This is a genomic window from Gilliamella sp. ESL0250 (assembly GCF_013345045.1).
GTDB classification, from domain to species: domain Bacteria; phylum Pseudomonadota; class Gammaproteobacteria; order Enterobacterales; family Orbaceae; genus Gilliamella; species Gilliamella apicola_H.
The window spans coordinates 45,848-67,346 of the sequence record NZ_JAAEDV010000013.1 but is presented as its reverse complement, the minus strand read 5'-3'; the positions used below and the strand labels follow the sequence as shown (position 1 = coordinate 67,346).

Genomic DNA, 21,499 nt, shown 5'->3' with positions numbered 1-21,499 from the left:
ATTTACGCTGTTATTGATGCTTATTACTTTTAATTTTTACTCATCATCCAGATATTTACTGTTATCTGCATAATTATCAAAACGTGAAAACTGACCTTGGAATTTTAATCGTACTTTACCAATTGGACCGTTTCGTTGTTTTCCTAAAATGATTTCGGCAATACCTTTATGTTCAGATGCTTCGTTATACACCTCGTCACGATAGATAAACATAATCACATCGGCATCTTGTTCAATAGATCCCGATTCACGTAAATCTGAGTTAACCGGTCTTTTATCAGCACGTTGCTCTAAGCTACGGTTAAGCTGTGAAAGTGCAACAACAGGAATTTGTAACTCTTTCGCCAAGGCTTTTAGTGAGCGCGATATTTCGGCAATTTCTAATGTTCGGTTTTCAGAAATATTCGGCACACGCATTAATTGTAAGTAATCGACCATAATCATACTTAACCCTTTATGCTCACGATAAATACGTCTGGCTCTTGAGCGTAACTCCATTGGCGTTAAGCCTGATGAATCATCAATATAGATATTTTTCTTTTCCAGCAATAAGCCCATAGTGCTTGAAATTCTTGCCCAATCATCGTCTTGTAGTTGCCCTGTTCTAATTCGGGTTTGGTCAACACGCGAAAGTGACGCTAACATACGCATCATAATTTGTTCTGATGGCATTTCTAAGCTGAATATTAATACTGGCTTTTCTTGCTCTAGGGCAGCATTTTCACACAAATTCATGGCAAATGTGGTTTTACCCATTGATGGCCTTGCTGCAATAATAATTAAATCAGAACGCTGTAAACCAGCCGTTTTTTTATCTAAATCAATATAACCGGTTGAAACCCCTGTCACACCATCATGCGGGCGTTGGAACAATTCTTCGATCTTAGCTACCGTTGCTTCTAAGACTTCGGTAATACTTTTTGGGCCTTCGCCTTGTTTAGTCCGGCTTTCAGCAATTTGGAAGATTTTACTTTCCGCCAAGTCTAAAATTTCGGTACTATCGCGCCCTTCGGTGGCATAACAGTTATCAGCAATATCATTTGATGCGCTGATTAATTCCCGCAAAATCGCTTGTTGGCGAATAATATCGCTATAAGCAACAACATTAATCGCACTTGGCGTGTTTTTAGAAAGCTCCGCCAAATAAGCAAAACCACCTACATCGGCTAATAGGTCTTTACTTTCAAGACTTTCAGAAAGGGTAATTAAATCAATTGGTGTCCCTTTGCTAACCAAGGTATGCATTTCAGAAAAAATCAATTGATGATGACGTGAGTAAAAATCCCGCTCAGTGATCATTTCAGATACCGCATCCCAACGTTGATTATCAAGCATCAAGCTACCCAGTACCGCTTGTTCAGCTTCGATCGAGTGCGGTGGAAGCTTGATATTGTGCAGATTTGATTTTTTCGTATCTTGATTTTTATAATCTTTGTTTGTGCTTGTTCGATCAGTATTCATTACATTCATCTTTTGTTCTAAATTGAATTTATTGCTAAGCTACGTTGCTTATTTTAAAAATAATGGACCTAAACTCGGATCGGGTATTTGGTATTCGGATGGATAATCCACCTGAACTAAATATAATCCTTCTGGTTTTGCTGTTGCGGCAGCTTGCGTTCTGTCCTTAGCTTGCAAAAGTTCATCAATCCACTCTGGACGCTGATTACCCGCACCAACTTCAAGTAAACTCCCCACAATATTGCGTACCATATGGTGCACAAATGCATTGGCTTTAATATCAACAATAATATATGCACCTTGTCTTATCACTTCAATGTGATGAATATTACGCCAAGGCGTTCTTGATTGGCATTGAGCCGCTCGAAATGATGAAAAGTCGTTTTCACCTAATAAATACTGCGCAGCTTGGTGCATTAATATTTCGTTTAATGGCAAATAATAATGTGACACCCCTTTAGCTAAAATCGCAGGGCGATAGCGATGATTATAGATCACATAACGGTAACGTCGAGCTGTCGCACTAAACCTTGCATGAAAACTATCCTCAACTATTTGTGACCAGCGCACGGCAATATTATCAGGTAAATGCGAATTAACCCCCATTGTCCAAGCGCTCGGTGAACGCGCAGCTTGGGTTTCAAAATGCACTACTTGTCCTGTCGCATGCACGCCAGCATCGGTTCGACCGGCGCAAAATACGTTGATTGGCGCATTAGCAATAATGGATAACGCAGATTCTAGCCGCTCTTGAATAGAATCGACAGATTGCTGGCGTTGCCAGCCAAAATAACCACTGCCATCATATTCAATACCCAGGGCAATTTTACAGGTAGTCATTAATCAGTATCTCAAGCGTCTCAATTAACATCAATGCCCCTAAATAACGGATATTATCGGCCACTGACCAAAATTGAATTTGTTCATAATGACCATAACTGTGTCTTAAATTCGCCAATTTTATAACCAAATTGTGTTCTGATTCGGTACTGACTTCGGTCACTGGCGTTGGCAAATTATCGCCTTGCACTTCAACACCAAATTCATCAAAGCGTGCCATATCTAATTCAATTGGCAAACTACTTGATACATTAATGGCTTGTGACACGCCATAAAACACGGGCACAATCACTGACTCGATAGAGACAGGAAGTTCATAATTACTCAATACTTTACGGATTTGATCAACTTGGGATTTTTCTCCGAGTATTGCATCGTGATGTTCGTGCGATACCGGTAATAGATTAAAAGCTAATTGCTTATCAAACAGTTGATTATCAACCGGCATACCATTTAACAAGCGAGCACTTTGCCCTGCCAGTTCATCCACGCCAGATTTGCCATACAATGATGCTGGGATAAAACTAGTCGCATGTAAATTTGTTAATAATTCCATATCAGTTAACGAAGCAACACAACGCAACAACTGACATACAGTGGCACTAGCAACGGCGATAATGTTTTCATTACGGTATTCGGTCAATACACTATTATTAACTTTAGGTACCACTAATGGAATATGATCTTGCTGAGCAAAATAACCACTTGCATCAATCACTATACACCCCGATTGTGCTGCGACTTGCGCATACTTTTCACTGGTTTTAGCATCAGCAACAAAAAAAGCAAAATGGCACTCGCTCCAGTCCATTTGTGTACTGTCAATCACTGTTAAATTTTTGCCAGCAAAACGAACAATTTCACCAGCACTGTTATCGCTACCTACTAGATAGAGATTTTCAATTTTTAGACTACCGTCTTGTAAACTACGTTGCTGTAGCAACTCAACTAGCGCAGAGCCAACTTGGCCTGTCGCCCCCACAATAGCAATATTCCATGCAGACATATTTATAAACCCAATAAAAAATTTAGCGGTAATTATATCACTATATTGTCAAAGATAGCGGAAAAAGATACATGACAATAGCATTAGATGAATAGATTTCAATTGACTGTGATTCTGAACATTAAAACGATAAGCCATCATTAAGATGGCTTTGTTGATACTGAGCTTTTGATAATACTCGAAAATGAATTTAGCAGTTTACATTTTCACAGGTTATTTGACTATTCAAACAAATAAGAGAATTTTTTAGTCTTCACCAATAACGAATTATCTTTACTAATAAAATTTATACTTACTTATTATATTGATTGCCAAATAATACTAATTGGCTAACTCATCTTCCACGTGTTTGATTGCCTGCCGATGTTGATCAATTAAGCAAGTCAAAACTTTATCTAAATAAGGTTCAATATCACTTTCATAAATCGGCGCTGGTGTAATTAAACACGCTGTATTTATATTTTGTTCCAATGCCAGCAATGAATCTTGCTGTTGTTTTTTATTATCAAGCTGCTTTACTTTCTCTTTTAGCTGATCTTGATAATAACGATAGACTCTAAAATCAAGACTATAATCAGAAGATCCATTTTTAGCTGATTGATTAAACAGTGCAATGGACTCTTCTAATGTTAAACCATATTCAACAGCACCTTCGTGAAATTTAGTATTAAATTGGTTAGGATAAATAATTTGATAAGTTGCTTCTGGCATGTTAATTTGCATTTCTTTAAGCCCAAATTTCATATTACTCGAGTCAATATTGTAATGCTTCCATAATGTAGGAAACGTCCCTAACTCAGACTCAATCGGTTCTGATTTTATTGACAATAATGTGTAAATATCGCCACTTGGGGCAATATAGTAATGCTGATAGCCATTCCAAAGAGTAGGATTATTAGAAAAAGAGTTATTTGCTAAAAAAAGCTTATCAATTACCTGATTTTTGCTGATTAAAGATAACGTAATATCTCGCCCTGAATTAGGTAAATCTTCCTCGTTTTTATTCTTAGGATTAGTTGGGCTAATGCTTAATTTTAGTTGAAAATCATTACCATTATAGACAATAGGATCATCATCGATTAATTTATCTAACTGTTTAAAATCAAATTTCAAATTGTTGAGTGGGCAACGGCTATCATATTTTAGCTTTTCTTTTTTATCGAGTTGATGATATTCATCTTCGTTTCTAGCGCAATCTTGTTGCAATTGGTGCATATCAACACTCATAAAAAATGGTTCACCACGATATTTAGGGTTAATATCAAGTAATTGCCCCCAGGCACAATAACTAAACATAAATAAAATTGCACCCAATAAAAATTTCAGTTTCATATAAAATTCCTTTTATCCATTTTATTTTAGTATGGCTTGATTCTATCTTTTTTGTTAATAGAATAAAACACTAATCTGTATCTAAATTTTTAATAATCATTCTTTTATTCAAGTAAGTAGATCGTCCACACTATATAATATGGTTATATTATTTATGCCATGCTTTAATAAAACATATCCATTTAAACTTCTTTAGATATCTGTCATAGATATTTTGGAACATAGATCGACAAAACAAAATTTGATCGCTTACAAATCAACCTGATATCGGTAAAGTAATAAGTCACTTTAATCCACTTTTAAGCGTAATTATGACAAAAATTACCCTATCAACGATTGCCAAAAAAGCCAATATTTCTGTTGCTTCAGTTTCTCGAGTGTTAAAAAAGCCACATTTGACATCGCCTCAAACTCAGTTACGTGTTTATCAAGCTATTGAGGCGTTAAATATGGACACATCAAAAAACTTCAACCCCTATCAACCAATACATAATAGTAAAAAAATATTAATTATTGATAACCAACTGTTTTCAAAAAGCTTAATCAATATTGGTTTAGAGCAAGTTTTAAAAGAAGAACAGTATCAACTGTTTTATCTGCAGTTTCCTTATAATAAAAAAAGTGATATTCATCATATTATTCGTTATGTGGCACAAAATGCCTTTGATGGGATTATTATTATCAATGATGCCCCATACTTAAAAACACTGTTCTCTTATAAAAGCACATTACCCCCCATTGTATTAGTTAATCATTTTTCACTTGATTTTGTTTGTGTTCACTTTGACCATTTATTCATTGGGTATCAAATGACGCAATATTTGATTGATAATCATCATAACCAAATTGCCATTTTACTTAATGATGACAAAACGATGAATTCAGTACTTTTGCAGCAAGGTTATAAGCAAGCTTTGTTACGCGCAAATATTACTATCGAACCCAGGTATATTATTCAAGGCTGCTTTACCTATCAACATGCTAGATCAGCTATTAAAAAATTAATAAACGGCACAAAAACACCCACTGCTGTGATTTGTGCCGATAACTTTAGCTTAAATTACTTACACGAAAATCATTTTAAAGATCAACATCATCGATCACCTAATTGCATGGTTTTGGGAACATTACATCAAGCCAATGAAAGTAAAGCAAAACTGACTAAACCACTTACGATATCGTATTTTAGTGCCTCTAAAGAACTTAAATACAATGAGTTAGATAGTTTATGCAAAATTTGTAAACCTTTGTTTAAAATGGGTAAACAGTCAGCCACCTTACTGTGTGACATTATTAAAGGCACAATAAAACCCATTAAACATTGTACAATCATTAACGCTGAATCGATGTTTTATTAATGTTTGAGATGCTCGTTTTTTACTAAACTTATTTTGATTAACGTCGGTTGTGGAACTTGCCTTGTAGATTTAAACTATGCAATTGGGCATGATTAACGTTTCATACCCATTTTACTTACCAAATGCGTTTGATCGTCTTCACTGCAAATAACAATCGTGCCTTCTGATACCGCACATGTAAAAATAATTCAGGATTCTATACCGTTAAAATAAAAAATATTTGTTTTTAAATGATTTATTGATTGGATATGCAAAAGGGAAAGCCACCCATTGCAAAAGGAATGCAATTAATATCAGTATCAAGTTTTATGTTGTCAGTTATATAGCTCAAGGGAACAAGCCTATCCCTAAACCACAATCCACTATAAATGGGTATGACTTACGAGTATTTAAAGGGATTGATAAGATCTATAATAGTTGATAGGAAGAATAAAGGATATAAAACATGAACAATCAATTAAATAAAACAAGTAAATTTTTAAGTTATATTTTAAGACATCAACCAGAAACTATTGGTATAACCTTAGATACTGAAGGATGGGTCGATATTAATATCTTGATCCTACAAGCTAATCAACATGGTGAATCACTTACCAAAGAATTAATCGAAGAAGTTGTCAAAACAAGCGATAAAAGACGTTTTACGATTTCAGAAGATGGTTTAAAAATACGCGCAGCACAAGGACATTCAACTCAACAAGTTAAAATTAAATATGTTGAACAGGTGCCACCTGAATTTTTATATCATGGCACAGCAACGCGCTTTATTGATTCAATAAAAAAACAAGGATTAATTGCAGGTGATCGCCATTATGTCCATTTATCTATTAATGAACAGACAGCTAATACTGTAGGGAAACGCCACGGTAAATCTATTGTATTAAAGGTAAAAGCCTTACTAATGCATCAACAAGGCTTTAAGTTTTATCTAGCTGATAATGGCGTTTGGTTAACCAATAATGTTCATACTGACTTTTTAATATTTGACTAAACCTAATTCAGCCCTATCAGCTTTATATTGGGCTGATTCTGCTTTGGCTTGTTTTGACTATTTGTCATCAAAATTATAAAAACTACCACTATCACCCTATCTTGAGAATGGAAAAGTATTGTCATTACTCTCTAAAACAGTGCAACCTCCAGAATCCACAAAAAAATAAAATCAATGCACTTATCAAATATTTTTTGATAAGTAAAATTACAAATTTTATCTGTACTTAAATGTATAGATTTCATTAAACTTCCTTACAAAATTATTATCACTCATTAAACAATATTCTTGTTAAATTCAGCCTTTATTTCCCACTATTGCAATTAGTCGGTATAATGCCAGCAATTTTATTGTAAAGTGGATTATGCATGAAAACGCTATTTGCCAGCACATCTCGCGGGCTTGAAGAGTTATTAAAAAAAGAGTTAGAACAAATTGGTTCAACCAATTGTAAGATTACGCAAGGCGGTGTCTATTTTGATGCCAACGAAACAACTTTATATCAATCACTATTATGGTCACGTTTAGCATCGCGTATTTTATTGCCAATAGCCGAATTTGATATCTATAGCGATTTAGATCTGTATTCTTGCGTGTTCAATATTAAATGGACTGATATTTTTGCTGTCGATAACGCTTTTGTGATTAACTTTGTTGGTGTTAATGAGTTTATTCGTAATAGCCAATATGGTGCACTTAAGATCAAAGATGCTATTGTCGATCATTTTTTACGTAATACCAACCAACGACCCAATGTAGCAAAGCAAGATCCAGATATTCGGCTTCATGCTTATTTAAATAAAAACCATGTCACACTGTCTTTAGATTTGAGTGGTAATAGCTTACATGAGCGTGGTTATCGCCAGCAAACGGGGCAAGCACCATTAAAAGAGACCCTTGCTGCTGCCATTATTATGCGTTCAGGTTGGCAAAGTGATGAACCATTACTTGACCCAATGTGTGGTTCGGGCACGCTACTGATTGAAGCCGCTATGATTGCATCAAAAATCCCACCGGGATTACAACGCAAACAATGGGGATTTTTTGCTTGGAAAGGCTTTAATCCAACTTTATGGAATGAGCTATTATTTTCAGCCAAACAAAATGTTTGCAAACCCAATACCCCTTTTATTGGTTACGATAATAACTCAGCAGTACTTGAACGCGCCAAACAAAATGCCATCCAAGCAGGTGTGGGTGATTTAATTACGTTTTCAGTGCAAGATGTAACGCAATTAAGTAATCCATTACTAGCACAAACAACCGGTATGATTATTAGCAATCCACCTTATGGCGAACGCTTAGAAAGTGAGCCAGCACTTATTGCTTTGCATACGGCACTCGGTCAACAAATTAAACAAAATTTTGGTGGGTGGAAATTATCGCTATTTAGCGGCGCACCACAATTATTAGATTGCTTACAAATGCGAGCAGACAGACAATTCAAAGCCAAAAATGGTCCGCTGGACTGTATACAAAAAAATTATGTCATTGCTCAGCGTAACACTGAACATCCAATCAATAATCCAACGTTGCCAGCTACAGACTTTGCTAATCGATTACGCAAAAATAGACAAAAGTTAGAAAAATGGGCGGCTCAAGAACAGCTAGAATGCTATCGACTTTATGATGCGGATTTACCTGAATACAACGTTGCTATCGATCGTTATAAAGATAAAATAGTAATGCAAGAATATGCCGCACCTAAAAATATTGATCCACAAAAAACGCGCCAGCGACTTTTTGATATTATCAATGCAACCATGTCAGTACTTGAACTTACTGCCGATCAGCTAGTATTAAAAACGCGTGAAAAGCAAAAAGGTAAACAGCAATACCAAAAGCTTGAGCAAAAGCAGGACTATTTTTTAGTACATGAATACCCAATTAATCAACGCAAAACCGCATTTTGGGTCAATGTGACCGATTATTTAGATACCGGCTTGTTTTTAGATCATCGCTTAGCACGAAAAATGATTGGTGAAATGAGTGCCGGCAAGGACTTTTTAAATCTATTTGCCTATACAGGTAGCGCAACAGTTTATGCCGGACTTGGCGGAGCAAAATCAACCACCACGGTCGATATGTCACGCACCTATTTGGAATGGGCTGATCGCAATTTAAAACAAAACGGTTTAACGGGTAAAAAACATCGATTAATTCAGGCTGATTGTTTGCTCTATTTATCTCAGGCTGATGAGCAATTCGATTTAATTTTTATCGATCCGCCTACATTTTCAAACTCGAAACGCATGCACGAAACCTTTGATGTTCAGCGTGATCACCTAAAATTGATGACCGATTTAAAACGCTTGTTACGTCCTAATGGAACAATTATCTTTTCGAATAATAAGCGTGGTTTTAAAATGGATAGTGTTGGTATGCAAAACCTAGGTTTAACCTATCAAGAAATTACCAATAAAACGCTATCGCTTGATTTTAAACGTAACAAACAGATTCACTGTTGTTTTATTGTGAAACATCAATAAATGAAACCGCCTACATGGCGGTTGATTTCATCTAAAAATTAAAATGATAACCAAATAAATTTTATTCGTTTTTTTTATTGCAGAAAAACTACCTTTTCAATATTACGGTGAGATACAAAACGTCCGTCCCGCTTTTGCTGTCATTGGCTTTGAAGATATTCGTCCATACGAATCAACTAAGTAATAGTTATCATTTTTATGATGATTGCTTACCCAAACCTCAGTATTTGATCCCCAAGGAAGTCGCCATAATTCTCGACTCCCCCATTCAGGATAGAATCCCCCTTTAAGTTGAGCTTGAGCCACATATTCCTCACGACTAGGAGGATAACCTTGATTCCAATCCAGTTTAGGATTTTTCATATTGGTTAACTCTGGTATAGTCGGAAGTCTATACCCTATACGTTCACAGTATGCACTACTTTCTTTAAATGTTGGCTGATTGTAATTTGATTTAATGATCCATTGACTGATTGTAAAACTATATATAGGTTTAGTTTTAGCTTTATCAGCATAAATTATAAAAGTTGTAGGGGTGAAAGATGTGTCTGATTGCCCTTCTTTGGGTCCTAATAGAGTAATTATAGCCTCATTAGGGAATCGACCATAGTACGTAATATCATCATATTCACCCACGCCATTAATAGTTAAATTAATATTCGAATTTGCTGGCTGTTTACTATAACTTAGTTCGTTATGCAAGATACCGGCAACGGTTAAAGTAAACTGTAAAGAATCGCCGGCAATGGTTGGAAAGTTAGACGAAGGCTGGTTAATATTTTGCAGTAAAAACCCTCTCTTTCGCCCTCTATACAAATAAATATCGTTTGGATCGTCAATATCAATAGTGCCTGATTTCCACTCCTTTCCTATATGATCAGCTCTTGGATCTTGGTATATTGGAAATGCCCAACAGACGTAGGGATTAGAAACTGTAGGTTTAACATGTACAATAAATAGTTTCTCAAAAGACCATCTGTCCTGCTTCCAGACATTTTCAGGCACCCCTGAAGACTCAGATGGTATCCCTAATTCGGTCGTAACTGATGAAATGCTAGACTTTAAAATCAATCTATAGCTATAACGGCAAGGATCAATAGGATCACTACGCTTATAACCAAATTGAGGCTCACTTATCCACCAATCTTCATCAACTAGATGATCTCCGTTATCAGCTATGATTAGTGTTAGCTCGCCGGCTCCTGACTTAATCTTGTCGCCATCATCATCAAAAAAATATTCTCTATTGTCACGGCTATTAAATTGTATTTCTTGCTCATGAAGTTCTGCCCAATCCGGTATTGATTGATTTTTAGGCACGACCGAATCAATATCGGCAAACGTTTTGAACGACTCTGGTAATAAAATAGGATTTTGTGGTGACGAGGGATTGTTTGCTGGGGTATATCGAAAAGTTTTATTACCCATTTTATAACTCATCCAAAGCGTATCTTCAGTGCTTGATATTTTGGTTCTACCTCCATCAAAACTTATATAAGGTGCGCTACCCATAATAACATTAGCTGTTTCTACAACATAGGTATTTTCCGTATTTACAGCACTTACAACATTGCTATTAAAAATTAATAACAAGCTAATACCGATAAATTGTCGTCTGATAAGGAAAGATAGAAACCTTGATTTTGAGCAATGGCAATCGCAAAATATTTGCGAATTAGAAAAACTTAAAACGGATAGTTTTTGTTTTGTAATTACCTGTAATTTATGACAGGCCATCAAACGGCTATTCCTTCGCATGCTTTCAATCCTTGATTACAATCTATATTTATTTTATGGAAATTTTTTGTTCATCAAATCTATGGAAAGTATAAATAAGTTGCCATGGTTTTGTAAATGTAGCTTTTATAAAATTTTTTAATTTATATCAAAGAAAAGGATCAACATCGTGGCTGCTTTAGTGTTTTTTATTGTAGTTCGGTTTTGAATACTAAAAAATATCAGAGTTTTATACTAACTTAATAAAATATCAACCCAAAGTCACACAAAAATTTAGTTAATATTTTTATTTAATTTATTTTTTCAATTATCTATTAACATCAAACGTCGTTAATAACCGACTCACCACCTGAAAATTCAAAGCATATTGAAATTCTTTTGCAGTGATATAAGCGCCTTATAAAGTGAATTGGTTGATTATTTTTTTTAAACATTAAACGTTAATTGACTAAAAATTAAAAACTTAATCATTTTCACGGGGGTCATTTTTACTGTACATTCCCCCCGTTTGCCTAGCTATACTGATTAAAAATAATTTAGATTACAACAGCAAATAACAACCAAAATCATACTCAACATATAAGCTAAAATCTATCTGACCACCAATACCGAAGTTTGAGCACCACGAACCACCCCAGCAGCATTCGATCCTAAAAGATGCGTTGAAATATTAGGACGGCGTGATCCTAAAATAATTAAGTCTGGTTTGATTTCGTCAGCTAATGCAAGGATTTCATCCCTTGGATGACCAAATGCGATAGAAAAAGATAAATGTTCATGCGGCAAATTAATCGAATCCATTAATTGATGGAGGTATTGTTCTGTTTGTACTGTTGCATGATCTTTAAATTCATCAAATCCAAAAGAATAAGCATTGATAATAGCCGATGAAACAGGCAAGGCATGAAAAAAGATGACTTCAGCATTAGACAATCTGGCTAAGCACTCTACATGTGGAATGACTTTTTTAGTTAATTCATCTTCAAGCACATCGATAGGAACTAAAATTTTTTTGTACATAACCCCCTCCTTGCTTTGTTATAGATTAGATTATATATTCAGCGAAACTAGAATAGGTTTTACCTAGCTAGTATGATACTAATTTTAAATGTAATCCTTAATTATTTTTATTCGTTTTATGATGGAGATCAACATGAATTGCATTATTTATCGTTCTGATGTCAAACCGACACTCGAACAAGCCACCACCCTTTATTGTCATTGTTCATTAGGCAAGCGTCGTCCACTTACCGATACCGTACGCTTTCAAGCTATGTTAGATAATGCTAATTTGGTGGTAACTGCTTGGCATGATGATAAATTGATTGGCATTGCGCGTTGTTTAACGGATTTTGTTTATATCACTTATTTGGCAGATCTCGCGGTGGATGAAAATTATCAACGACAAGGCATCGGAAAGCAATTAATTAAAGAAGTGAAAAACAATACTGACAAATCATGTTCAATTACTCTACTAGCTGCACCACAGGCAGTTGATTATTATGCCCATATCGGTTTTAATGCGCATCCTTCAGCTTGGATTTTAAGAGATAATTAAAATGAGAATCATATTAGCCTCGACTTCACCATCACGTAAAAAGATACTTGAAAAATTAGCTATCCCTTTCGATTGTGTGCCACCTATATGCGATGAAACACCGCTAGTCGGCGAATCAGCTCAGCAATTGGTGGTTCGGCTAGCAAAACTTAAAGCACAATCATTAGTGACAGACTACCCGAATAGCTTAATTATCGGATCGGATCAAGTTGGTGTCTTAGATAATCAAATCGTTTGCAAACCACATACTGTTGAAAACGCACGCACACAACTCAAAAACAGCAGTGGTAAAGCCTTTTATTTTTATACGGGAATGACCGTTATTAATACGCAATCAATGCAATCAACAAGCATTTGCGAACCATTTAAAGTGACCTTTCGTTCATTAAACGATGCGGAAATTGATGCTTATATTGCTAAAGAGATGCCACTACAATGCGCAGGCAGTTTTAAATGTGACGAACTGGGCATTACTCTGTTTGATAAACTAGAAGGCGATGATATTAATTCATTGGTTGGCTTGCCATTACTAAAACTCAATAAAATTATGATCGAAATGGGTTGCAATCCGCTGTTAATATAGGATAAATTGAATTAATAAATTACTAACTCAATCAACAAACTGTCCGGCTGATATTTTCATCAATTTTTGACTATAACCAGCAATATCATGATCATGAGCAACAATCAATAACGCTGTACCTTGTTGATGAATTTGAGTAAGTAATTGCATAATCTCGGTTGCACTCTCTTCATCAAGATCACTGGTTGGCTCATCGGCAATAATTATTTGAGGTCTACAAATTAGTGCTCACAATATCGCAATACGGCGCATTTCACCACCAGACATATGACAGGATAGGCATCTTGTCGGTGACTTATTTTAGCTTTTTCAAGCAGACTTTTTGCCTCACTTAAGCTAGTTTGATTTGGGCATTTGATTAGATAAAAGAGTGATTGGATATAGTCAAGTGCCATTAAATTAGGTAGTGAATTGCTGCCTTAAAGTATACCCTGTTTTAATGTAAAATTTAACCTGTTTTAAAAAATTGTTAAATAAATATTGTTTAATATTAATTAGTTATGTTATTTAAACCAGTAACTGATAGCGGCTAAACACCTTTGCTAAACAAGTCATTTAAGCAACCTGATGCTTTATCGATTAAAATCTATAACTAGTTAAATTTAAAATAATTTTACAATGAAACGGTATAGAATCCTGAATATTTTTTACAAAAATTACTCTAATTTTGCACCAATAAAATAAGGGATAATTCTTATATAAATGAAAAACTCACTCACACAACTGGGGAAAAGCAGAAAGCGTAATACTTCCCTTAATAGTTATATGGCATTATCCGCAAATATTTAGCGGTTCAAAAGATAGGAAATTAAAACTTAAGTTATTTATTAATAATCATAATTAAATAAAAACGCATAAAGCGATTTTTGGTAAAATGCCTTATGCAGTTTTAGCAAATTATTTTAATCATGCAGCGTAAACAACTCGGTGTTTTTCTACACATTAGCCGATATTTTTATTTTTTGTGTATTAAGTATATACTTTGGCAAAATTGATTTTTGAATAGATTGAGTAACAGATCGTATGCCATTATCGACATTAATTATTTTACCCCTTTTTATTATTACAATTGTTTTTGCCTCGCTTTTTAAACAGAAAAAATGGCAACTTTTAACCATAACTTTGCTGACGGTTTTTATTGTAATGGAGCTCACTTCTATCTACTTTAGTGGTGGCTTTATTGATTATCAGTTTTATGTAAATTTAAACATTAATGACATCATCGAAGGGTTATTTATTTTTAAATTGCAAGCTGTATTGGTTATTGTTGTCTTTTTTACCCTTATATTTTTGCTAACAAAACTCGCTGATTTGTGCAAACGCAAATGTCATTTAGCAGTCCGCTTGTTATTAGCATTTTTAGCAATAGCATCAATTAGTTATCACAATGGCCCATTCAGCCGTTTATACGAAATCTATCAAGTCACGAGCGCACCTCGTAAGCCATTTGAACAAGCGTTACAATCACTCAATATGACTAACTATACCAACAAAAATCAGCTTGTTAGCCATCAGGGTAAAAATATTATTGTGCTATCTTTGGAATCGTTTGAACAAGGCTTTTTTGATGTTGAAGATATAACGCCAAATTTACGACAACTACGTCAAAATTATACCTTTTTCGCTAATATGCCAATGAGTTCTGGTAGCACTTGGACTACCGCATCAATGTACACTTATATGACCGGTATGCCTTTTTTAATTGGCGGCTATACCACATCACCATTAATGCGTGCAGATAAAACAAACTTAGTCAGTTTGGGGGATGTACTTAAACAAGCGGGATATCAAACCCGTTATGTCATGGCAAGCCCTGATTTTGCTGGCATTGGTCATACTGCTGAGCTGTTTGGTATGCAAGTTATTTCCGAAAAAAACTATGTTGGACAATATCCACCGGCACCTTTTGGGTTGTATGACAAAGATATTTTTGATGTTGCACAAAAACAAATTAGCGAAATGCGCCAAACAAACAAACCCTTTGCTTTGTTTGTTTCAACTGTTTCAACCCATGCACCAAATGGTTTTGCTGATGAAAGAATGCGATCGGTTATTTCACCAAAGACGGATAATATGTCGTTTGTTGCAGCTTCGTTAGATCATAACTTAGGACTTTTTATCCAACAATTAAAAGATAAAGGATTATTGGAAAATACGGTATTTTACATTTTTCCAGATCATTTAATGATGGGTTCTGGCACACCAACAATCAATCGTCTTTCAAAAAAAGAGCGCAAACTTTATTTATTAACAAATGCACGCACACAAGATCTACAAAAAACGTCTGATCAAACCATTTATCAAATAGATTTGCCGCGTTTAATTTTAAACGGCGCACAAGTTGAAAGTAACGCCAAATTTTTGACAGACTATTTAACCGAGCCTAATTTTGATAAAAAACAGTTTATTGAACAAAATAAATCCACCATTGCAACAATCAATAATTCAGCCCAAGTGTTCAAATAGGCAAACAAAATGACGTCTGATACATTCATTTTAGTCATAACAATCAGCTTTTTAGGAATGATTTCACCTGGACCTGATTTCTTTTTAATACTAAAAAATAGTTTGAGTTATAACCGTAAATTGGCTTTACTCACCTGTTTAGGTGTCATCACAGCCATTTTAGTTCATATGAGCTACTGTGTTGCAGGCATTGCAGTACTCATCACTACCACACCGCTACTTTATAATGCTTTACGTTATGCAGGTGCTGCTTATCTAATATGGCTTGGTATAAAGGCATTAATTACCTCAAAACCAAATACGACCTATATAGGTAAGCAACAAAACAAACCGTCAATTTCGGCTAAATCAGCCTTTATACAAGGATTTTTATGTAATTTACTTAATCCTAAAGCAACCTTATTTTTTCTAGCTATTTTTACTCAAGTACTTGATGCCGAATCCTCAACGATGGATAAGCTTATCGTTGCAATGATTATTGGGATTGAAGCCGTTTTTTGGTGGCCTTTTGTGGTGTTTATTTTTCAAACGCAAAGCGTGCAACGGCGTTATTTTAGAATTCAATTTATAATTGATAAATTACTTGGGATCATTTTAATTATCTTGGGAATTAAAGTTATTTTGGGAGTTTAAATGATTAAAGTTTAAGGGAGGGATAGATATTCATACTAAAAAGCATACTTTCCTGAAAGTTTTTTACAAATAGGCTTTCTTCTTTGAATATTCCCCCGTTAATTGTTAAACTGATACTAATTTAGCTTTATAATCATTTTGCCTTTATTTACCGATTATAGATTAACCGTTCACTTTTTTATTCAATAGGCTAATTGAAATGGATAAATTATTACAATATGGTCGAGAGCTTCTTGAATTAGAGATACACGAAGCACAAAAATTACCAGATCGACTAGGCAACGATTTTGTTAACGCATGTCAGCTTATTTTAAGCACCAAAGGTAAAGTTGTGGTTTCAGGTATTGGCAAGTCTGGGCATATAGGTAAAAAAATTGCGGCTTCATTAGCCAGTACAGGCAGTCCAGCATTTTTTATGCATCCATCAGAAGCCTTGCATGGCGATTTAGGAATGGTAACACCAAACGATGTAGCTGTTTTAATTTCTTACTCAGGCCGAGCCAAGGAATTTAATTTAATTTTACCTATTCTTGCCGAAATGAAAGTACCCGTTATTGCTATTACTGGAGGATTAGATTCACCGCTGGCTAAATCAGCCCAAGCCATTCTTGATATTTCAATTGAAAAAGAAGCATGTCCAATGGGGCTTGCACCAACATCAAGTTCAACCAACACGTTATTAATGGGCGATGCGCTAGCAATTGCTGTCATGCGCGCACGAGGCTTTAAAGAAGAAGATTTTGCACGCTCTCACCCTGCTGGTAGCTTAGGTGCCAAATTACTCAATCATGTGAGCGATGTAATGCGAACCGGCGAACGAATTCCTAAAGTTTCACAAACGGCAACGGTGTTAGATGCCATGCTAGAATTAAGTCGAACAGGTGTAGGTTTAGTTGCAATCTGTCAGGATAATAATAAAATAACGGGTGTATTTACCGATGGCGATCTACGCCGATTATTATTAAAAAATGGTACATTACAAGATAGCATTATGGACGTTATGACCAGCCCAGGGCATCGCATCCCTGAAAAATGGAAAGCGGTTGAAGCGTTAAAATCATTTAATGATCATAATATTACCGCCGCTCCAGTGGTTAACAGTGAAGGTGAATTAGTAGGCGCGTTAAACATCCATGATTTGCATCAAGCTGGTATTAGCTAAAACTATTGATAAATACCTATTGCCAAAAGGTGCTATCTATTGAGATAATTACCGTCCTAAATTTTTGTCGTTAGACGGAGATCAAAGAAAAGTTACACAATTGAATTCTGGTTTGGTTTTTTGAATCACATCAAATTGATATTGTGTTGTATATTTTAACCAAAATTAATAGATGATGAAACTACAATGGCAGAAAAGCGAAATATCTTTCTAATTGGCCCTATGGGGGCAGGAAAAAGCACAATAGGCCGACAAATTGCACAACAACTAGGTATGGATTTTTTTGACTCGGATCAAGAGATTGAAAAACGTACCGGCGCCGATATTGCATGGATTTTTGACCTAGAAGGGGAAGACGGATTCCGTGCCAGAGAAGAAAAAGTCATTAATGAATTGACTGAAAAACAGGGTGTCGTTCTTGCAACTGGCGGAGGTTCTGTCTTATCTAAAGAGACACGCAATCGATTATCCGCTCGAGGAATTGTTGTCTATCTTGAAACAACCATTGAAAAACAAATGGCAAGAACACAAAAAGATAAACGTCGACCTTTATTACAAGGTGGTAACACACCTCGAGAGCTTTACGAAGAGCTTGCCGGTGAGCGCGAACCACTTTACGAAGAAATTGCCGATATTACAATTAAAACCGATGAACAAAGTGCTAAAGGTGTTGCAAGTTATATTATTGATAAAATAGAGCAGATTTAAGTCATTTATTTTAGGGATAATGGCTAATCATAAAGCAATAAATCTTTTGATAGGTTAAGGAGTAAGTATGCGTGTAGATAAAGATGACCGTTATATATCAGAACAACCTAGTAAGGACTCTACGCTCTCATTAAAATTGCCAAACCTTTTTAAAGATTTTCCAAAGAAAAAATTAATTATTTTTTGTTTAGCAATTGTGATGCTTTTATTGCTTAGCTTGATTATCTTTCATTCTGCTCGTAAAAAAGAAGCAACACCATTAACGCCACCAGAGGTTAATGGTGTCACTTCAACAGAAGAAACCAATAATGTTGGGATTAGTGAAAATCAAACTAGAATTGCTGATTCGATAGAGGAAGTGCTTTCAGACAATGCATTAAATCAAGCGAATATGCAACAGCCACTTGAATCCGATGATGAGACAAATGATAGCCTAACTTCATCAGCAAATAATCAAAATAGGGGTTATAGAGTAAATGGTCATTCTGCGACAATATTAAATAGCAGAGCTAATACTAATAAGTCTAGTAATACAAATATTACACAATCAACCAATACAAAAAAAAATAGCCATAATAAAAACTCAGCTAGTCGTAAAGATGAAAATAGTGATTTAGGAAAAAACATTAAGATAAAAAATGATCGTTATGTCATTCAGCTTAGTGCATCTAAATCAGTTGAAGGTTTAAAAAAATTCGTTAAACAAAACAATATAACGGATTACCATATTTATGAAACTAAACATAAAGATGGTTCATGGTTTATTTTAATCAAAGGCAACTATTCATCAGTAGATGAAGCACATAAAGCAATCAAGGCTTTACCAAGTGCACTACAAAAAGACAAACCATGGGTTAAATCGGGTGCAACGATTAATAAAGAAAAAGCATCAAAATAGCAAAGAATATCGTTTATTTATCCGATCAACGACAAATAGGAGCATCCGTTGAAGAAGCACCGAGCCTTTTTAAAATGGGCTGGAGGAAAATATGAGCTAGTGGAAACAATTAAACAATATCTGCCAGAAGGTGATCAACTGATTGAACCTTTTGTCGGCGCTGGTTCCGTATTTTTGAATACCAACTACAAAAGTTATATTTTAGCGGATATTAATCATGATTTAATTTCATTATACAAATTGCTAAAATCAAGTCCTGATCAATTTATCCATGACTTGAAATTGCTATTTGTCGCTCAAAATAATCAACCTGAAGCGTTTTATCAGCTTCGAGAAGTATTTAATCGCAGCCAAGACCAGTATTTTAGATCACTATTATTTGTCTATCTAAATCGGCATGGTTATAACGGCTTATGTCGTTATAACAACAAAGGACTATTTAACGTACCATTTGGGCGTTACAAGACCGTTTATTTTCCTGAAAAAGAACTCTATTTTTTTGCGGAAAAAGCGCAAAAAGCACAGTTTATTTGCGCACCTTATCACGAGGTGATGAAGAAAGCGAAAAAAAATTCGGTCATTTATTGTGATCCGCCCTATGTATCTCCAAATGAATCAGCGGGTTTTACTGCTTATTATTCAAATATTTTTGGATTTGAAGAACATAAAAACTTGTCACAATTGGCTGAAACCATGGCATATAAAAAAGATATACCGGTATTAGTGTCTAATCATTATACTGATTACACAATGAGCCTTTATAGTAAAGCAAGTCATCTTTATCAAGCAGAAATGCGACGTTCAATTAGCTGTGCAGGTGAAGGTCGTAAAAAAATCGACGAGATCTTAGCATTATATAAAAAGTCATAATCAGGCTTGAATATAAGGTGAGTTATTAGAGGTAGGTTATGAAAAAATTTATTATTGCCCCATCAATATTATCAGCTGATTTTGCTCGTCTTGGTGAGGACACTCAAAAAGTGCTTGATGCTGGTGCTGATGTTATCCATTTTGATGTCATGGATAACCATTTTGTACCAAATCTAACCATGGGAGCTATGTTTTGTAAAGCACTGCGAGACTATGGCATTACCGCACCTATTGACGTCCATTTAATGGTATCACCGGTTGAAGAACTCATCACCGCTTTTGCCAAAGCTGGCGCAACCAATATCTCTATCCACCCAGAAGCGACTATTCATTTGGATCGCTCTTTACAATTAATTAAAGATCACGGCTGCACGGCAGGTATTGTGCTTAACCCTGCCACACCGCTTGATTGTTTAGATTATATTATTGATAAAATTGATATTATTTTATTAATGAGTGTTAATCCAGGTTTTGGAGGACAATCGTTTATACCTTCCACAATTAAGAAATTACAACAAACCAAACAGCGTATTATTGAATCTGGGCGCGATATTCGTTTAGAAGTTGATGGTGGCGTAAAAGTTGAAAATATTGCGGAAATAGCCAAAGCAGGTGCCGATATGTTTGTTGCAGGCTCCGCCATATTTAGCCAGCCTGATTATAAAACCGTCATTGATGCCATGCGTAAAGAGTTAGCAGGAGTTATACATGAATAAACTAAAAGATATTCAAGCAATCGCATTTGATTTAGATGGTACATTGGTTGATAGTGTACCGGGGCTGGCACTGGCTACACAAAATATGTTGGCAGAGCTGAATCTACCGACAATTAGCAATGAACAAGTCAAAAATTTTGTCGGTAATGGTATTGATATCATGCTCGAGCGAGTATTTCAAGCAATTCAAGTTGATCCATCAACTGAGCTACTTGCAAAAGCTAAAAATCTATTTAACCAGCATTATGATAAAGTTATTGATGCAGAAACGAAACTGTTTCCCAATGTTAAAGAAACCCTAAAAGTGCTTCATGATAATCATTATCCGCTGGCATTAGTGACCAATAAACCTGCTCAATTTTTACCGGCCTTGCTGACTTCCTTAGGTATAAAAGAGTACTTTTCGTTAGTACTTGGTGGTGGTGATGTGATTAAATTAAAACCACACCCAGCGCCGTTGTATCAAGTAATGGCTACATTTGGATTGTTTAGTGATCAGTTACTTTTTGTTGGCGATTCTAAAAATGATATTACCGCCGCTCAAAATGCTAACTGTCCAACCATCGCCTTAAGCTATGGCTATAACTATGGTATTTCGATCGCAACCAGCAACCCTGATTTTTTATTAGATGATTTTAAAGACATATTAACATTATTACCTCAGCCAAAAGCTGATGCAAAAAAATAATTA

General features: G+C 35.2%; 20 protein-coding genes. 13 read left to right on the top strand and 7 right to left on the bottom strand.

Annotated features, from left to right (window positions below; genetic code table 11):
• Positions 1 to 36: 36 nt before the first annotated feature.
• From dnaB to GYY69_RS10490, 4 genes are all read right to left on the bottom strand, one after another.
• Complete coding sequence (dnaB, locus tag GYY69_RS10505) at positions 37 to 1,461, bottom strand: replicative DNA helicase (RefSeq protein WP_075508148.1); 1,425 nt, start codon at positions 1,459 to 1,461, stop codon at positions 37 to 39.
• 48 nt (positions 1,462 to 1,509) lie between these two features.
• On the bottom strand, positions 1,510 to 2,301 hold the full coding sequence (gene truA / locus GYY69_RS10500) for a tRNA pseudouridine(38-40) synthase TruA (protein ID WP_174797626.1): 792 nt from the start codon (positions 2,299 to 2,301) through the stop codon (positions 1,510 to 1,512).
• The gene (locus GYY69_RS10495) at positions 2,288 to 3,307 is read right to left on the bottom strand and encodes an aspartate-semialdehyde dehydrogenase (protein ID WP_174797625.1); all 1,020 of its coding nucleotides are present in this window, start codon (positions 3,305 to 3,307) and stop codon (positions 2,288 to 2,290) included. Before GYY69_RS10495 ends, truA begins: the two co-directional genes overlap by 14 nt.
• Before the next feature lie 321 nt (positions 3,308 to 3,628).
• A complete protein-coding gene (locus GYY69_RS10490) occupies positions 3,629 to 4,639 on the bottom strand; it encodes a hypothetical protein (RefSeq protein WP_174797624.1) in 1,011 nt (336 codons plus the stop codon).
• Positions 4,640 to 4,950: 311 nt separating this feature from the next.
• Here GYY69_RS10490 and GYY69_RS10485 point away from each other — a divergent pair, with 311 nt between their 5' ends.
• The 3 genes from GYY69_RS10485 (at position 4,951) to rlmKL (ending at position 9,477) form a co-directional block, all read left to right on the top strand.
• Positions 4,951 to 5,997 carry a LacI family DNA-binding transcriptional regulator gene (locus GYY69_RS10485; RefSeq protein ID WP_174797623.1) on the top strand — a complete coding sequence of 349 codons (1,047 nt, stop codon included), beginning with the start codon at positions 4,951 to 4,953 and terminating at the stop codon, positions 5,995 to 5,997.
• A gap of 445 nt (positions 5,998 to 6,442) precedes the next feature.
• Positions 6,443 to 6,988, top strand: coding sequence for an RNA 2'-phosphotransferase (locus GYY69_RS10480; RefSeq protein WP_174797622.1), 546 nt, complete (start codon positions 6,443 to 6,445; stop codon positions 6,986 to 6,988).
• A gap of 368 nt (positions 6,989 to 7,356) precedes the next feature.
• Positions 7,357 to 9,477, top strand: coding sequence for a bifunctional 23S rRNA (guanine(2069)-N(7))-methyltransferase RlmK/23S rRNA (guanine(2445)-N(2))-methyltransferase RlmL (rlmKL, locus tag GYY69_RS10475; protein ID WP_174797621.1), 2,121 nt, complete (start codon positions 7,357 to 7,359; stop codon positions 9,475 to 9,477).
• A 102-nt stretch (positions 9,478 to 9,579) separates the two neighbouring features.
• Here rlmKL and GYY69_RS10470 read toward each other — a convergent pair whose 3' ends face one another.
• The gene (locus GYY69_RS10470; protein ID WP_174797620.1) at positions 9,580 to 11,070 is read right to left on the bottom strand and encodes a hypothetical protein; all 1,491 of its coding nucleotides are present in this window, start codon (positions 11,068 to 11,070) and stop codon (positions 9,580 to 9,582) included.
• Positions 11,071 to 11,805: 735 nt separating this feature from the next.
• Entirely contained in the window at positions 11,806 to 12,234 is a 429-nt protein-coding gene (locus GYY69_RS10465; RefSeq protein WP_174797619.1) for a universal stress protein, read from the bottom strand.
• Positions 12,235 to 12,367: 133 nt separating this feature from the next.
• On the opposite strand from GYY69_RS10465, the gene GYY69_RS10460 reads away from it, so the two are divergent.
• Positions 12,368 to 12,772 (top strand): GNAT family N-acetyltransferase, encoded by a 405-nt coding sequence (locus GYY69_RS10460; protein WP_174797618.1) that lies wholly within the window; start codon positions 12,368 to 12,370, stop codon positions 12,770 to 12,772.
• A 1-nt stretch (position 12,773) separates the two neighbouring features.
• Positions 12,774 to 13,355 (top strand): Maf family protein, encoded by a 582-nt coding sequence (locus GYY69_RS10455; RefSeq protein WP_174797617.1) that lies wholly within the window; start codon positions 12,774 to 12,776, stop codon positions 13,353 to 13,355.
• Between the two features lie 27 nt (positions 13,356 to 13,382).
• Here GYY69_RS10455 and GYY69_RS12880 read toward each other — a convergent pair whose 3' ends face one another.
• On the bottom strand, positions 13,383 to 13,505 hold the full coding sequence (locus GYY69_RS12880) for a hypothetical protein (RefSeq protein ID WP_255458453.1): 123 nt from the start codon (positions 13,503 to 13,505) through the stop codon (positions 13,383 to 13,385).
• Between the two features lie 873 nt (positions 13,506 to 14,378).
• Here GYY69_RS12880 and GYY69_RS10450 point away from each other — a divergent pair.
• From GYY69_RS10450 to GYY69_RS10415, 8 genes are all read left to right on the top strand, one after another.
• The gene (locus tag GYY69_RS10450) at positions 14,379 to 15,821 is read left to right on the top strand and encodes an LTA synthase family protein (protein WP_174797616.1); all 1,443 of its coding nucleotides are present in this window, start codon (positions 14,379 to 14,381) and stop codon (positions 15,819 to 15,821) included.
• Positions 15,822 to 15,830: 9 nt separating this feature from the next.
• Positions 15,831 to 16,454: a LysE family translocator gene (locus GYY69_RS10445; protein WP_174797615.1), complete on the top strand. Its 624-nt coding sequence runs from the start codon at positions 15,831 to 15,833 to the stop codon at positions 16,452 to 16,454.
• A 199-nt stretch (positions 16,455 to 16,653) separates the two neighbouring features.
• Positions 16,654 to 17,616: an arabinose-5-phosphate isomerase GutQ gene (gutQ, locus tag GYY69_RS10440; protein WP_174797614.1), complete on the top strand. Its 963-nt coding sequence runs from the start codon at positions 16,654 to 16,656 to the stop codon at positions 17,614 to 17,616.
• A gap of 186 nt (positions 17,617 to 17,802) precedes the next feature.
• Entirely contained in the window at positions 17,803 to 18,324 is a 522-nt protein-coding gene (aroK, locus tag GYY69_RS10435) for a shikimate kinase AroK (RefSeq protein WP_065638066.1), read from the top strand.
• Positions 18,325 to 18,391: 67 nt separating this feature from the next.
• A complete protein-coding gene (locus GYY69_RS10430; protein WP_174797613.1) occupies positions 18,392 to 19,222 on the top strand; it encodes an SPOR domain-containing protein in 831 nt (276 codons plus the stop codon).
• Positions 19,223 to 19,270: 48 nt separating this feature from the next.
• On the top strand, positions 19,271 to 20,092 hold the full coding sequence (locus GYY69_RS10425; RefSeq protein ID WP_174797612.1) for a Dam family site-specific DNA-(adenine-N6)-methyltransferase: 822 nt from the start codon (positions 19,271 to 19,273) through the stop codon (positions 20,090 to 20,092).
• A 38-nt stretch (positions 20,093 to 20,130) separates the two neighbouring features.
• Positions 20,131 to 20,808 (top strand): ribulose-phosphate 3-epimerase, encoded by a 678-nt coding sequence (gene rpe / locus GYY69_RS10420; protein ID WP_174797611.1) that lies wholly within the window; start codon positions 20,131 to 20,133, stop codon positions 20,806 to 20,808.
• Entirely contained in the window at positions 20,801 to 21,496 is a 696-nt protein-coding gene (locus GYY69_RS10415) for a phosphoglycolate phosphatase (protein ID WP_174797610.1), read from the top strand. Before rpe ends, GYY69_RS10415 begins: the two co-directional genes overlap by 8 nt.
• Positions 21,497 to 21,499 lie beyond the last annotated feature (3 nt).

What these genes read in the sequence shown, in the direction of transcription:
- dnaB (WP_075508148.1), bottom strand. Translation starts at nt 1,461, where the DNA reads ATGAATACTGATCGAACAAGCACAAACAAAGATTATAAAAATCAAGAT.
- truA (WP_174797626.1), bottom strand. Translation starts at nt 2,301, where the DNA reads ATGACTACCTGTAAAATTGCCCTGGGTATTGAATATGATGGCAGTGGT.
- GYY69_RS10495 (WP_174797625.1), bottom strand. Translation starts at nt 3,307, where the DNA reads ATGTCTGCATGGAATATTGCTATTGTGGGGGCGACAGGCCAAGTTGGC.
- GYY69_RS10490 (WP_174797624.1), bottom strand. Translation starts at nt 4,639, where the DNA reads ATGAAACTGAAATTTTTATTGGGTGCAATTTTATTTATGTTTAGTTAT.
- GYY69_RS10485 (WP_174797623.1), top strand. Translation starts at nt 4,951, where the DNA reads ATGACAAAAATTACCCTATCAACGATTGCCAAAAAAGCCAATATTTCT.
- GYY69_RS10480 (WP_174797622.1), top strand. Translation starts at nt 6,443, where the DNA reads ATGAACAATCAATTAAATAAAACAAGTAAATTTTTAAGTTATATTTTA.
- rlmKL (WP_174797621.1), top strand. Translation starts at nt 7,357, where the DNA reads ATGAAAACGCTATTTGCCAGCACATCTCGCGGGCTTGAAGAGTTATTA.
- GYY69_RS10465 (WP_174797619.1), bottom strand. Translation starts at nt 12,234, where the DNA reads ATGTACAAAAAAATTTTAGTTCCTATCGATGTGCTTGAAGATGAATTA.
- GYY69_RS10460 (WP_174797618.1), top strand. Translation starts at nt 12,368, where the DNA reads ATGAATTGCATTATTTATCGTTCTGATGTCAAACCGACACTCGAACAA.
- GYY69_RS10455 (WP_174797617.1), top strand. Translation starts at nt 12,774, where the DNA reads ATGAGAATCATATTAGCCTCGACTTCACCATCACGTAAAAAGATACTT.
- GYY69_RS12880 (WP_255458453.1), bottom strand. Translation starts at nt 13,505, where the DNA reads ATGCAATTACTTACTCAAATTCATCAACAAGGTACAGCGTTATTGATT.
- GYY69_RS10450 (WP_174797616.1), top strand. Translation starts at nt 14,379, where the DNA reads ATGCCATTATCGACATTAATTATTTTACCCCTTTTTATTATTACAATT.
- GYY69_RS10445 (WP_174797615.1), top strand. Translation starts at nt 15,831, where the DNA reads ATGACGTCTGATACATTCATTTTAGTCATAACAATCAGCTTTTTAGGA.
- gutQ (WP_174797614.1), top strand. Translation starts at nt 16,654, where the DNA reads ATGGATAAATTATTACAATATGGTCGAGAGCTTCTTGAATTAGAGATA.
- aroK (WP_065638066.1), top strand. Translation starts at nt 17,803, where the DNA reads ATGGCAGAAAAGCGAAATATCTTTCTAATTGGCCCTATGGGGGCAGGA.
- GYY69_RS10430 (WP_174797613.1), top strand. Translation starts at nt 18,392, where the DNA reads ATGCGTGTAGATAAAGATGACCGTTATATATCAGAACAACCTAGTAAG.
- rpe (WP_174797611.1), top strand. Translation starts at nt 20,131, where the DNA reads ATGAAAAAATTTATTATTGCCCCATCAATATTATCAGCTGATTTTGCT.
- GYY69_RS10415 (WP_174797610.1), top strand. Translation starts at nt 20,801, where the DNA reads ATGAATAAACTAAAAGATATTCAAGCAATCGCATTTGATTTAGATGGT.